At 46.4% G+C, this 12,675-nt stretch carries 15 protein-coding genes; 3 read left to right on the top strand and 12 right to left on the bottom strand.

The window, feature by feature from the left end:
• Positions 1 to 57 precede the first annotated feature (57 nt).
• From UQ64_RS16715 to UQ64_RS16690, 6 genes are read right to left on the bottom strand one after another with little or no spacing between them, the layout of a single operon-like run.
• Positions 58 to 1,188, bottom strand: coding sequence for a YheC/YheD family endospore coat-associated protein (locus UQ64_RS16715; RefSeq protein WP_060624561.1), 1,131 nt, complete (start codon positions 1,186 to 1,188; stop codon positions 58 to 60).
• Positions 1,170 to 1,688, bottom strand: a complete 519-nt coding sequence (locus UQ64_RS16710; RefSeq protein WP_060624560.1) for a GNAT family N-acetyltransferase — start codon at positions 1,686 to 1,688, stop codon at positions 1,170 to 1,172. The genes UQ64_RS16715 and UQ64_RS16710 overlap by 19 nt, the downstream gene beginning before the upstream one ends.
• A 25-nt stretch (positions 1,689 to 1,713) precedes the next feature.
• The gene (locus tag UQ64_RS16705) at positions 1,714 to 2,826 is read right to left on the bottom strand and encodes a YheC/YheD family endospore coat-associated protein (RefSeq protein ID WP_060624559.1); all 1,113 of its coding nucleotides are present in this window, start codon (positions 2,824 to 2,826) and stop codon (positions 1,714 to 1,716) included.
• Complete coding sequence (locus UQ64_RS16700; protein ID WP_060624558.1) at positions 2,823 to 4,196, bottom strand: YheC/YheD family endospore coat-associated protein; 1,374 nt, start codon at positions 4,194 to 4,196, stop codon at positions 2,823 to 2,825. The genes UQ64_RS16705 and UQ64_RS16700 overlap by 4 nt, the downstream gene beginning before the upstream one ends.
• Positions 4,197 to 5,375: a YheC/YheD family endospore coat-associated protein gene (locus UQ64_RS16695; RefSeq protein ID WP_060624557.1), complete on the bottom strand. Its 1,179-nt coding sequence runs from the start codon at positions 5,373 to 5,375 to the stop codon at positions 4,197 to 4,199.
• 10 nt (positions 5,376 to 5,385) lie between these two features.
• Positions 5,386 to 6,753: a YheC/YheD family endospore coat-associated protein gene (locus tag UQ64_RS16690; RefSeq protein WP_060624556.1), complete on the bottom strand. Its 1,368-nt coding sequence runs from the start codon at positions 6,751 to 6,753 to the stop codon at positions 5,386 to 5,388.
• A 332-nt stretch (positions 6,754 to 7,085) separates the two neighbouring features.
• On the opposite strand from UQ64_RS16690, the gene UQ64_RS16685 reads away from it, so the two are divergent.
• A complete protein-coding gene (locus tag UQ64_RS16685; RefSeq protein ID WP_060624555.1) occupies positions 7,086 to 7,424 on the top strand; it encodes a YlbF/YmcA family competence regulator in 339 nt (112 codons plus the stop codon).
• A 119-nt stretch (positions 7,425 to 7,543) separates the two neighbouring features.
• On the opposite strand, the gene UQ64_RS16680 is transcribed toward UQ64_RS16685, so the two are convergent.
• Positions 7,544 to 8,119: an LURP-one-related family protein gene (locus UQ64_RS16680; RefSeq protein WP_060624554.1), complete on the bottom strand. Its 576-nt coding sequence runs from the start codon at positions 8,117 to 8,119 to the stop codon at positions 7,544 to 7,546.
• Between the two features lie 191 nt (positions 8,120 to 8,310).
• Here UQ64_RS16680 and UQ64_RS16675 point away from each other — a divergent pair, with 191 nt between their 5' ends.
• Complete coding sequence (locus UQ64_RS16675) at positions 8,311 to 8,595, top strand: hypothetical protein (RefSeq protein ID WP_060624553.1); 285 nt, start codon at positions 8,311 to 8,313, stop codon at positions 8,593 to 8,595.
• A gap of 363 nt (positions 8,596 to 8,958) precedes the next feature.
• On the opposite strand, the gene UQ64_RS31310 is transcribed toward UQ64_RS16675, so the two are convergent.
• Positions 8,959 to 9,099, bottom strand: a complete 141-nt coding sequence (locus UQ64_RS31310) for a hypothetical protein (RefSeq protein ID WP_167348493.1) — start codon at positions 9,097 to 9,099, stop codon at positions 8,959 to 8,961.
• A gap of 97 nt (positions 9,100 to 9,196) precedes the next feature.
• Entirely contained in the window at positions 9,197 to 9,412 is a 216-nt protein-coding gene (locus UQ64_RS30925) for a hypothetical protein (RefSeq protein WP_156417582.1), read from the bottom strand.
• Positions 9,413 to 9,741: 329 nt separating this feature from the next.
• On the opposite strand from UQ64_RS30925, the gene UQ64_RS16660 reads away from it, so the two are divergent.
• The gene (locus UQ64_RS16660; RefSeq protein WP_060624550.1) at positions 9,742 to 11,076 is read left to right on the top strand and encodes a DRTGG domain-containing protein; all 1,335 of its coding nucleotides are present in this window, start codon (positions 9,742 to 9,744) and stop codon (positions 11,074 to 11,076) included.
• A gap of 95 nt (positions 11,077 to 11,171) precedes the next feature.
• Here the strand turns inward: UQ64_RS16660 and UQ64_RS16655 are convergent, their stop codons facing one another.
• From UQ64_RS16655 to UQ64_RS16645, 3 genes are all read right to left on the bottom strand, one after another.
• On the bottom strand, positions 11,172 to 11,492 hold the full coding sequence (locus tag UQ64_RS16655) for a YtpI family protein (protein WP_060624549.1): 321 nt from the start codon (positions 11,490 to 11,492) through the stop codon (positions 11,172 to 11,174).
• An 87-nt stretch (positions 11,493 to 11,579) separates the two neighbouring features.
• A complete protein-coding gene (locus UQ64_RS16650; protein WP_060624548.1) occupies positions 11,580 to 12,080 on the bottom strand; it encodes a sporulation membrane protein YtrI in 501 nt (166 codons plus the stop codon).
• 5 nt (positions 12,081 to 12,085) lie between these two features.
• On the bottom strand, positions 12,086 to 12,409 hold the full coding sequence (locus UQ64_RS16645) for a YtrH family sporulation protein (RefSeq protein ID WP_042125960.1): 324 nt from the start codon (positions 12,407 to 12,409) through the stop codon (positions 12,086 to 12,088).
• Between the last annotated feature and the right edge of the window lie 266 nt (positions 12,410 to 12,675).

The raw sequence follows: 12,675 nt of genomic DNA, 5'->3' as shown, positions 1-12,675 counted from the left end.
AACAACCGCCTTTCTGCATCCTGCAGAGAGGCGGTTGTTAAGTTGTTGAGTATCATTCTATTCCTCAGTAGTCTTAGCTGCCGCAGGGGCACCTTTATTATTATAGATCCATAACGCATATTCCAAAGGACGCACTAGTGCTTTACGATAGGTGTTGCCGTCCCCTGATCGGGCGAACACTTCACGGGCAGGCTTTGGATTAACCTCCAGCACATAGATTCTTCCTTCACGATCAATGGCGAGATCCAGTGCGAGTTCACATAAGGCTCCGAAACTTTCTTCAAGGAAGGCCGCGGCATCAAGTCCTAATTTCTCAGCAGTTCGCATGACCTTATCGGTCTTATCTTGACTACCCAGCCATTCCTTCAGGAGCGTTTCAGCTCGAACGGCATGCCCACCGCCATGCAGATTGGAGGTTACACTTCGGGCCGCACCAACTCTTGCTGCCATGCCTGTCAGTTCCCAGACTCCTTGCCCATTCTTTTGAACGAGCATGCGATAATCATGGAAACGTCCGCCAGGCAGACGTAGTGGAATCCCCTGTTGGACGAGGAAACGTCCACCAATACACCATTGTCGAACGATGGAATCCAATCGGGAGGCAGAGACCTTTCGGGGAGGAATAATCCGGCGATCTTGGCGACGGCCTTGAATATCAAATACCCCTTTAATGTTCTTTACCCGCTCAATTCTAAGGATACCGCGTCCACCTGTGCCGTTTGCTGGCTTGATATAGAGAACCGGGCTCTGCTTTAACATTCGGTGCAGATCCGCAGAGGAGTTATACAGTAATGTTTCTGGCATATGCTGCCGGAAGCGACTCTTTTGTGAGAACGTTTGGTGAATGGTCCATTTGTTGCGCAGTGGACGATTCAGAAAGAGCAGATGTTTATAGCGTTCACGGAAACGAAGCAACTGTTGAAAGCGCGTGCTGCGCTGGATACGGCAACGGTCATAAATCATGTTCGGGAAGGAACGCCATTTGCGTGACCATTTCCCGCTCTTTGGATCAAAGACAAGGGCATGGATCTGTTCTTTGCTTGGATGGACATCCATGGGGGTAAACACAAAAACATCCAGGCCCATTCGACTGCCCTCAATGATCATTCTCCGGTACACGGCCTTTTCTTCAAGCTGCTTGGCTTCATTTATATACAAAGTAAGAATGCCTAAGACGGGCTCTGGCACAGGAGTTCACCTTCTTGTGGAGAGTTTGTAGTACTGACGGTATTCTGTGGAGACCGGATCAATAAAGTTGGCTTGCCAGTAGGGCCACTAGTAAGCGCCACTGCGGCAAGACCAACATTGAAACACATTTTCAGGCTGGCTGTATTATCGCTGGCAACACAGCATTCCAGGCGGCCTAAACGCTTTAACTGGGCGGCCATAAGGGCGGTGCCGGTATGCCTATTTCGGTATAAGGGATGCACGGCAACGAGACAGGCTTCTTCACCGAAACCGGATACGAAGCTTACTCCTGCTAGCTGGCGCCCATTCTGACCGCGTACGGTGGCGACAAGCAGCGAGACACCTGGCTTTGACAACTGTTCTGGAGTTAATCGGGCCATTACCTTGCAAGCTTGGTTTGTAATCCGACGCTCCCCATGCTCTCTTATAAACTCAAGCAGTCCGGTTAGCCGCAATTTCCACTTTTTAGCATCAGTGTCGTAGATGGAGGATATCTGCATGCTGTGTCACATCCTTTAATGAATTCTACTTGGAATGGCGTGCTAAGTGCTGGCCATATTGAAAGATTCGCTCCAAGGAAAGCTTGCGAATCGCAGGCTCATCAAATTTCATCGGTCGGGAGTTTGCTTCAAAGAACCAGAGTCCACCGTTCTCATCTACACCAAGATCCATCGACATCTCACCGAGCATAGAATCAGAGGCTCTTTCAATTTGTCTGGCAATTAACAGAGCAGTTGTAGGTACACTTTTTAAGATGGAGGCTGCTCTTTCGGTTCCAAATGTGCTTTCCAGCATGGTGGAGGGCTCCTCAATACTTCCGCCACGAGGTACATGCGTAGTGATACTGCGGGCACCAGCTAGACGCGCACCTATGCCGGTCATTGCCCAGCCGCCTCTGCCGTTTTTCTGCAGAAGTACACGTAGATCAAATGGTCGTCCTCGGTGAGCCGCTAGTTCAATAGCTTGCTGTACGATGTAGCGCGAGTTTCCCTTTTCTTTTCCTATCCGTGCCCAGAGGCGATCTACTGAGGCAGCTTTGTAGGTCACATTTTTTTTGCCGCTTTGAATTTGCAACCGATAGGGTAAAGTGGTATCTGCACGGTATTTTAAACGCATAATTCCTTTACCTGCTTTGCCATTCTCAGGTTTAAGATAGAGACTGGTATGATTATTTAGCATGGCGATAAGCGTATTTGCACTGCGTAAACGTCTGGTTTTTGGAACATGCTTCGAGGTAGCATACGAGCCTTTCAACCATTCAAATAGACTCCATTTATTGAAAAAATATGGATTATATAGCTTAATGCCTGGATGTTCCAGGCATTGAGCTATTTTGCGTACGACAGCAGGTTTTTCCTCATCCTCACGGGTAGGAATTCGGTTATAGATGATTTGTGGAAGAGGTACCGGAATGCTGTACCATATTCTTCCGCTGGATGATGGGACATAACCGTTCACCATCCGTTCCTCGAGCTTCAAGTCACGGACAGTGACGACGTAGACAAGAAATCCCAGTTCCTTGCCTGTGCGAATGATGTCCCGGAAGTTATTACGGTTGCCATTAAATTGCCTTACTTTATCGCTGGTTGTCAGTATGGCAATAACGGGTTTTGTTTCATCCGGAATATGGGTGTTCACATCTCATCCCTCCTGCGAAATTTGCTGAGGTATAGACAATGCTCCAGAATGTGCTCGATGGAAGCTTTGCCCTCAGCGCGCAGGGAAGGATGACGGAAGATGGAACGTCCTGGTTTGGCGTTGGCCTCGAACATCCAGATGTCTTCATCCTGATCAATGCCGAGATCAAAGCCAATTTCACCGAGCAAATGACGATGCTGGATTTCTAAGGATTCTGCCAGCTTAATGGCTGTACTCTTCGCACGCTGTAATACTTCGTCTGCTCTGCCGCCGAATACACGCCCGAGCGCCTGCCCAGGTGTAAGCAATGCCCCCCCGTTTTTGAGGTGAGTGGTGACACTGCCTCGGCCGGCTTTCTTAGCGCCAATACCGACTACAATCCATTGATTACTGCCGTTTTTATGCATATGGAATCGGAAATCAATGGGGCAGCCCTCAATTTCAATCAAACGTATTCCCTGTTGAACGATATAATTTTGCAGACCTTGACCGTGTCGTGACCGAAGCATACGCATGAGGCTTTCAAAGGTAGTGAAGCGCAGAAGTACGTTTTTTCCACCTTTGCGGTAGCGGGCAAAATATCCTTTTTTCGGCAGATAGGTAAGTCGGTAAATCCCGTGACCCAGGCTGCCTGCGGAAGGTTTGTAATATACAAAATGGTGGTGATCCAGCATTTCTCTCATTTTTTCGGAGGAGGGATTGCTGTGTGTCTCAGGTACGTAACGGTTTGCAGCTCCGTCATTCTCTAGCAACCGATAAATATCGGATTTATTGAAAAAGCTCCAGTTAAAGTAAGGGATTTTCTTGCGCATAAAGCGTTCGCGAAGCTGGTTGATATAAGGTGAAGTCTCCGCTCTCCGACTGGGTAGCCGATTGTAGACAACATCAGGCAGAGGAACCATTTTACGTTCGAATTTGCCGCCTGCGGTTAAGAAATAACCATAGACCTGCTCCTGCTGCCAGTTGATATCACGCGGCATAAAGGCAAATATATAACATTTGTTACTGCCTTCCCGCAGTAATTGCTTTATAAAGCCAGTGCGAGAACCGAAGGGTTGATTTGAAGATGCTGGCCCATCGGTCAATACACCGACCAAAGGTCCAAGCTGTACCTCGTCGTTTTGCAGATTGCGTAAATAGATACCACCAGATTTCGGAACCTTGATAGCACTCTTTACACCAGTGGCGAGGAATAGATGATTTCCGGCGCGCTTGATGGGCTTGATCATGGTCGGGATGGCATCTTTACCGAGTCTAAGGCGAATGTTCTTCTTCCCGGTTAATTTCAAGCTCTTCATCAGTGCACCTGATACATATACAACTCTTTGGGGCTGCTTAGTAAAATGCACATTGCAAAAAGTGAGACTCATTTATGAATCCTCCTTAGGAACCATTGTTATCATTCTCCCGTTTATAACGGAGCTGTCCGTAGATAGGGATGGTATCCGTCGCTGTGTGAGTAGCAGATGGCGCGCATAAGACAGTGGATTCTCGGCGGCGAGCTTAGCAGCCCGGCGGTCGCCCGTCAGCCGGAATACCGTGCGCCCTGGCTTGGAATTTGCTTCTAGTAAATGAATCCGACCGCTCGAATCAATACCGAAATCTAGGCCGAGTTCTCCAAGCCTACCGCATGCGGCCTCCAGAAGAGGAGGCAAGTATGCAGCTTCTGTAGCAAGCTCCTGCATGATGTCTTTTCCGTCCTGACCATATTCTGCAAGCAAAAAGGGCAAGGGAGGAACCGCAGTTCCACCGCCATGCAGGTTCGAAGTCAGTGAACCATGATTTCCCAGCCGAACGGCCATGCCAGTAAGATCCCAGCGACCGAGGCCATTCTTTTGCATCAATACACGCACATCGAACGGTTGCCCCTTACGATTAGTTAGGTGCAGATAAGGCTGTATAATATAGCGGCGTGTGCCGATAAATTCATGAATCCACTTCAGTCCTTCATCCTGTGAGCTGAATACATATTGAAAGGGTGTATTTGTCCCATCACGCCCTCGTACTCTTATGCCTCCTCCAGAGCGTCTGTTCTGCAGTATGGCATGCACTGTACGTTTGCCATGAGAGCCTGCTTTGGGTTTTAGGAAGACCCCGTATTCTCTTTCAGCGAGCATATTGCTTAACTTGCGTGTACCGGTATAGAGTACAGTTTCTGGCAGTAAAATAGCTGCTCTTCGGTTGCGCTTTAAGATCTCGTATACGCCCCATTTATCAGGTAAACCTCGTGACCAAGGTAGTGAGCGGTGAAGGAAAGAGAGTGCAGATGTAGCTTCTTTTCTTTCTTTCGGATTATTGTAAAAACAACGATTATAAATGATATCTGGTGGCGTAGAGGTCGTATTGTACCAGCTTCCATCTTTCCATGTATAACCGGTTATGGATGACCCGTCTGCCGCTACTCCGTCCGGATGAAATACGAGGACTTTAAGGTTATATCGTGGAGCTGCACGACATAAATGACTGCAAAATTCTGGCTCGGCAATCGGAGGATTCCCGTGGCGACGGCCCGTCATAATGCCGAGGAACCCCATAGCTGTTTCAGTCATTGCGTCCTCCTTATAAACCGGCCAAATAGCGGCAATACAGAATCATTTGCTTGACGGACGGTCTGATTTTTTGATCGTTTAGCGGTGTATTATCGTTCTTGGAAGGTTTAGAGTTAACCTCCAAGAGCCATATTCGTCCGGATTGATCCAGTGCCAGATCGATTCCGAGCTCTCCGAAATGAGCAGGGATGAAGGTTTCTACTCCTCTTGCAATGGCAAGTGCTGCTCTTGGAAGCTGAAGCTGTACGCTATCCTTGGTACCTGGAGGAAGGCTGCTCTTGCTAACGGCTTCACGGACAGTGCTGAGACTGCCACCTCTTGCTAGATTGGAGACGAAATGATTGCTTCCAGCGGTACGAGCGACAATGGAGGTAACGCCCCATTTACCGGTACCATTCTTCTGTACAAGTGCTCGAAAATCTACAGGACGCCTTCCGAGCTCCATCAAAGGCAATCCTTGTTGAATCTGGTAGCGTGTTGTCTTCATCTTGGGAGCAATGGACTGGTACAGTTTAGCTAAAGTCGGGTAGCTTTGCTTGCGTGTACCTATAGAGGTAGTAGATAACAAACGGTACCCTCCGCCTTCTTCTTTGGAGATTCGGAGAATGCCTTTGCCGAGACTGCCTCGTACAGGCTTTAGAAAGACGCTTGGATATTGGCTACACATCTTTTTTACAACAGCAAAACCGTTCAAAGCATGCGATTCCGGTAAATACCGCTTCAATGTAGGGTCTTGCGATAAAGCTTCAAATACTTCTGTCTTGTCAAGAAATTTTTCGTTGAAGAAATGCGTTCCATACCGTGATTTTACATCCGCTAAAAAATGCTGTACGCTAGGTTTATTCTCCACCTTTCGCGTCGTTAGCCGATTGTTGATTACATCGGCGATGGGCAGACTCATTTTCCTCCAACCCTCGTTGTATACCCAGCCCTGTATGGAAGAGCCGCTTGTATCCAGCGCTTCCGGGGTAAAGAAATATACATAGGCGCCTTGTGCGTGGCAGGCATTTGTTAATTCTCGACAGAACATGGTAATGGGTCCAAACAGCCTGTCGAGATTATCTGGATGATCACGGCTGACGAGTACACCGATCAACGGTCCAAGTCGCAAGGTACGACTTATGGAGCTGTAAGAAGCGTTGAGGGTTTGCCGATGTTTCCATCCGGTCCGCCGCGCCAGTTCTTCGCTTACACGCAGGCTGTCGGATTTGGGAGCCGGGATAATGGTAACCTCCTGCCGGAAAGAGCCGAAAGCCAGCTGGAGCGTTCCGTGAGCCGGGATTTTGAGTCTTTTCATGGATCGTCCGCCAAGCATTATAGCGTTTTCCTGCAGGATGCCCGAGTGGACCGTATGGACCGGGATCTTGAATTGGGACATCTTGGATCTCCTTCCGGTAGGCAGCATGATGCCGGCAATTTGGTAGCTAAGGGTTACATATCATTCATCATATGGAGACATATGACCCTTGGTGATTGACCTACTCTTTAAAAAACCTTGCCGCATCATTTCATAAGTCTGACCCAAGAAGCGAAACAAGCATGGGATGAATCAATATTTGGAAACTTAAGCAGTGCTTCCGATGTGAGTTTTGTACGAGGACGAATCGAGAAGTAGTGGCTTACAAAACTTAAGCGTATGCTTCCGGTGCGAGTTTTGTACGAAGTAACTCTAGGAAGCGAACGCTAACAAAACTTTTAGGAGGAATCATAATGAGTATTCACGACAAAGCACATGAACTGGCGAAAGCCATTAAAGAAAGCACTGAGGTAGCGGATATTACTAACGCGATGAAACTGGTAGAAACAGATCCTGAAGCCAAAGCGATGCTCGACAACTTCCGTAACGGCCAATTGGAGCTTCAACAACGGATGATGAGCGGAGATATGCCTCCACAGGAAGAAATGGAGAAGATGGAGAAATTATTCGAGGTGCTTAACCTGAATCTTGGGATTCGCCGTCTGTTCGATGCAGAACGCCGTCTGAGTGTTGTAATCGAGGATGTAAACAAAATCATTACCGAGAGCTTGTCGCAATTGTATGGCGAATAAACGCTTTTAGTAAGCGAGTATTCACTTGAAAAGTATCATCAGTGCAATCTAAAGAGGGTGTTCCTAAAGCCGTTTGGCATGGGAACACCCTCTTTGTGACTGCGTATGAACTAAACTAGCTAATTTTGTTTGCCTTCGATTGCGCAGAGAAGGATCCCAGCTGCCAAACCTAGTCGGCGATCAAGCATTCCTTTGGGATCTTCAGAGAAGTCAGCGATGATTTTGGTAACGAAGGGGTTGAAGTTCTGTTTGAAAGCAGGAATCGTTGTATCATCCATCTCGATATTATATTTCTGAGGGATAATGGAGATGAAGCGGCGAAGTAAGGCCATCGCGGTGCTATCCTCTTTGATTTTTCCGATTTCCTGATCATGACGATCAAGAATCATCCATTCATCTTTCAAAATAGATTTGAGTCCCTTACGGCGCAGTGCACCGATGTGCTCGCCAGTCTCCGTATCATGCACATCATAAGTAGCGCTAAAATCGACCACACTGCGGGCTTTTATTCGCAGAAGCTCCTTATTCATGCTCTCGTCCGTATACAGTGCAATATCCTCTTTCAGCTTGAATGCTTTCATTTGTGAATAGAGTAAAAGCTGCTCCGTGTTATCATAAATATGAAGTTTCGCACCCATGATCGAAAATACCTTTTTTCGAATTATGTATTCGGTATGAGTATAAGTTGTATTCAAGTCCAAATCGCCCCCTAAATGAAATTATCATCTCATATATAAGCTTTGCTAGCTACATAAATGCATACTATTTATATATTTTTTTGAATAGAAGTATATTTTTAAGGACTTGTCTCATATTACAGGCTTCATGTTCATAGAGTAGAGATATAGATTCAATCGAATATCTTGTCTACGAGGAGCTGTTAGTTATGAGAAAAAGAAACAAGTTCAAACATGTTGTCTATCTGTTGGTGGCGTTGGGCATGCTTTTGTATGCTCTGCCGAAGTTATCGCTTGCGAATGGGCCTAGCTGGGTATTTGGTTTTGGAGTGGTCTGGTCACTTTTCGCCTTTATGGTCATCGCGGCACATCTGCATTTTATTATTGGCGTTGATGAGGAGAAGACCAAGCGTTTGGAAGCTGTGCGAAAAGCAAAATTGGAACAGTGGCAGTCCAAATGGAATGAAGAAACTAGAGTTACACAAAGATCATAGAATTGGGGCTGCGTTCTTAAGTAACTAGATTTGAATATTCCCGTGAAAAGCGCCGAACTGGCGAAAAGAGAGGCATAAATGTCTTGGAATTGCGGAAAAAGCGCCGAACTGGCGAAAACAGAGGCATAAATGCCTTAGATCCCCGGAAAAAGCGCAGAACTAGCGAAAAGAGAGGCATAAATGCCTTAGAATGCTGGAAAAAGCGCCGAACTGGCACAAAGAAGGGCATAAATGCCTTAGATTGCTGGAAAAAGCGCCGAACTAGCGAAAAGAGAGGCATAAATGCCTTAGAATCCCAGAAAAAGCCCACTAGCAAAAGCCAGTGGGCTTTAAAAATCCCCCCGCGAAGCAGGGGAATTAAAGTTATCGTGCCCCTGTAAAAGGATTGATCTCATCCGAGAGATCTTTTCCGGCTTTCTTTTCTTCTGCAGATATCCGTTTACCAAGAGCCGCGTAGTACCACACCGCAGGAACGAGAACCGCGAGTATAAAGAGAAATTGCATAAAGTCATCCCCTTTCACCTCTACAGCATAACATATTTTTCCTTTTTTCTTAAGGGTGTATTCTCTACTCATCTACTCAGTTTGTCTAACAAACGGATTACTCTTTACTGGCCGAGCATTCTACTTCAAATACATAACTGGTGCTCCCCTGAGTCCATCTTGCTTGGATAATATACAGATGTCTGCCGCTACCTGCAGCGAGTTGAAAACTGTTCTTTTCCACGGAAAGAGCTTCGTCCGGTCGTTCCTCACCAGGAAATGAAGCTATAACTTCTATCCAAAAAGAGAACTCATAACTTATGCCGTCCTTCATGTTTACGGTGGTTCTGTAATCGCTGGGAGCAATATCTAATTGGCCTCTAGCATGCTTAACTCTCAGAAAATAAAAAAGAGGAAAAGGTTGCTAAATAAAGGAAGTTTATTTGCGTGAAGTTTATAGCGTCTGCAGAATCATTCCATTTGCTAAAGTAGGTGTTTCAAGCGATTATCAGATCCAAAAATATTGTAATAATTTCCTTGATTGTAGATTGTGTACGGGCAGTTGAATTCGAATCCGATGCTCATGAATCGGTTGTACTGTGCCATTCTCTACGTGTATAATAAGTACAGTATAGTACAGATCGGAGTACGGGGGTGTAACAGTTGGAAGGTCAAGGCGATGCAATTACTAAACACGAGCAACTGCTGCAGCATATTGAAAGTCTTAAGGTAGGGTCCAAAATATCTGTTCGTAAGCTTGCAAAAGAAATGTTGGTCAGTGAGGGAACGGCTTATCGTGCCGTAAAGGAAGCTGAGAATCTTGGGATCGTCATTACGAAGGAACGAATTGGTACAGTACGTGTAGAAAAGAAGCCTCGTAACATTTCTGAACAGCTGACGTTTGGTGACGTGGTTGATATTGTGGAGGGTCATGTTCTTGGCGGGGCTAGCGGACTGAGTAAACATCTACATAAATATGTAATCGGTGCGATGAAGGTCGACGCAATGATTCGTTATATAGACGCAGACAGTCTGCTCATTGTGGGTAACCGCGATGATGTTCACTCCTTGGCGCTAGAGCAGGGTGCCGGGGTTCTGGTTACAGGTGGCTTCGGGACGAGCCGTGAAGTGAAGGCATTAGCGGACGAATTGGACCTCCCCATCATTTCATCAAGACATGACACGTTTACTGTGGCTTCAATGATTAACCGTGCTATTTTTGATAGATTGATTAAGAAAAAAATTATGCTGGTAGAGGATATTGTCGACAGCAAGCCGCGAATGAATACGTTGAAAATTTCAAGCACCGTCGGTGAGCTACGGCAGATTTCAGAAGACACTGGAGAGCAGCGTTTTCCCGTTACAGATGAATGGAACCGAGTGATTGGGATTATCGGCCGACGCGAAGTGGAGGATCTGACGGAAGGGCAAAGCATTGAAAAAGCTATGGTTCGGAGTCCGGTTACCGCTGCGCTTCACACCTCGCTAGCCTCAGCTGCGCAGATCATGATGTGGGAAGGCGTCGATTTTCTACCCATTGTAGACCGTAACCGCAAATTGGTAGGCTCCCTAACACGTAAAGAAGTGCTGCAAAGTCTGCGAGATGTACGCAACACACCACAGCTTGGAGAAACCTTCGATCATCTCATCTGGAACGGTTTTGCGGATGAGCGGGATGAAGAGGGACGATTGTTTTTTCATGGCTTTATTACGCCTCAGATGGCCACAGACCTTGGTACCATTTCTGAAGGGATATTGTCTACACTAATGACGCTCTCTGCGTTTAAGGCAGCTAAGGATATTACAGGAAATGACTATGTATTAGATAATATGTCCACCTATTTTATTCGGCCGGTACAAATCGAACACGCGATTGTTGTAATGCCGAGACTGCTCGAGATTAGTCGTCGTACATGTAAGCTTGAAATAGAGATCAGCTATTCGGATACCCTGGTAGCGAAAGCTGTCCTAATGCTGCAATCCATTGATCACGGCTAAGGGATAACGAATCATAAACATGCTAAATAGACTGCCCTCAACGATGATAGTGAGGGTAGTCTATTTTATTCTTGTAATCCTATCAGGTATATAGTCTAGGCTTTCGACTGATGTTGTTCTTGGTTACGAATACGGCTGTAATAACTATAGCTGCGTAGTCCTGAGAAGATGTTAAACACACCAATCAGAAGAAAGGCAGCTTCAACAATGATATTAACGGTGGAGCCGCGAAACAGAAACATGGAAATCAGGGAGAGAGTGACGAGCATTGCGCCCAGCATCACATTCATGACGGAGCGTTTTAGCCCCTTATCTTGAGGGTTTAAGGCACGGCGGGAGGATAAGCTGAACACAGCGGCACCGATTACAAAGATCACCAGCAGGACAAACAATAAGTATTTGATAAATAAAACCATGGACAGCCAGCTCCTTTATCATGTCGTGCAAAAGCCTTGAAGTAATTTCCACTTTTGTCTGTCCATTATTGTATCACACGATGGTTGTCAGTTGCGCTTAAAAGGACTGATTTCTACCCAGATTTGCAGAACGCCTTCCATGACAAGCATCGTCCGGATTTTGACAGAGTATTCTTTATCCCGCACAATGTATAGCTTTCCATCCAACAGCAGCCTAACCAGTTTACTGTCTGTGTCAATATCAAACATGCTGCGCCCACGCATCGGCTCCAGATCTGAGCCCATTTGGCTTATAATTAATTTTACAGTTACGGGGTCAAGGGGGTTATCTTCTTTGGACTTGCTCTCTTCCGAACGGATTTTGATTTCTCTGATTACGGTAGAGGTATTATTGTATTTTTTGAGCGTTTTAATATCTTCCTGATATTGCTCAATGTCTACGCGTAAGTCTTGATTTTGCAGCCACAACACATTATACCCAACATGGAAAATAGCGTTGTATATGACGGCCCCCACGACGATCCCAAGTACGAATATAGCGGAGATCTGGGTGAATCTACGAAAACGACTAAAAGGTGGAACTCTCACTGGCTTTACCCCCTGCCGCACACCCATTTTACTAGCTCACTGCCCATATGGGCTCCGAGAAAAGCGAAGGCAATATACATGATTTGCTTGATGGCAGGGGAGAGGTTGCCTCCAATCATGTTGCTTTCAATGACCCGTAAAGGGTCCATAGTACCCCCTACAGCGGCGGCAAGTGCCCATATTTTAATCCGGTCTGCTACATCTAGCATCGTTTGCGTCGGTGGTTGCAGGGATACTACGGCGCCGATTCCGCCGACCATAGCTCCGCCAAGTACGATGCCGAAGGCGATAAAGAAATCGAGGATAGCTTTGCTCATGAAAATGCTCATAAAGGCCCCTTCCCGGACGAGGCATCTATAAACGTTGCCTGTCCATGTGCTCTTAATCCATTCTATGGGCGGGTCCCCCTTTAATATGATAAAATAGTTTCATCTTATAGTGCGAGTTCAAAAAGTACGGTTTTCAGCACCGAGAAGATTGAAGGAAGGTAGAAAATGAGGAGCGGAGCGTAGTGGAAGCTTTTGTGAGCACCGGAAGTTTCGCCTGAATTCAATATTCGATGTCGAGTAAGCTTCTTGGGTTACTTCGTGATCAA

Source organism: Paenibacillus etheri (assembly GCF_001012825.1).
GTDB classification, from domain to species: domain Bacteria; phylum Bacillota; class Bacilli; order Paenibacillales; family Paenibacillaceae; genus Paenibacillus_AQ; species Paenibacillus_AQ etheri.
The sequence above is the reverse complement of the archived record's forward strand: the minus strand, read 5'-3'. Positions and strand labels throughout refer to the sequence as shown.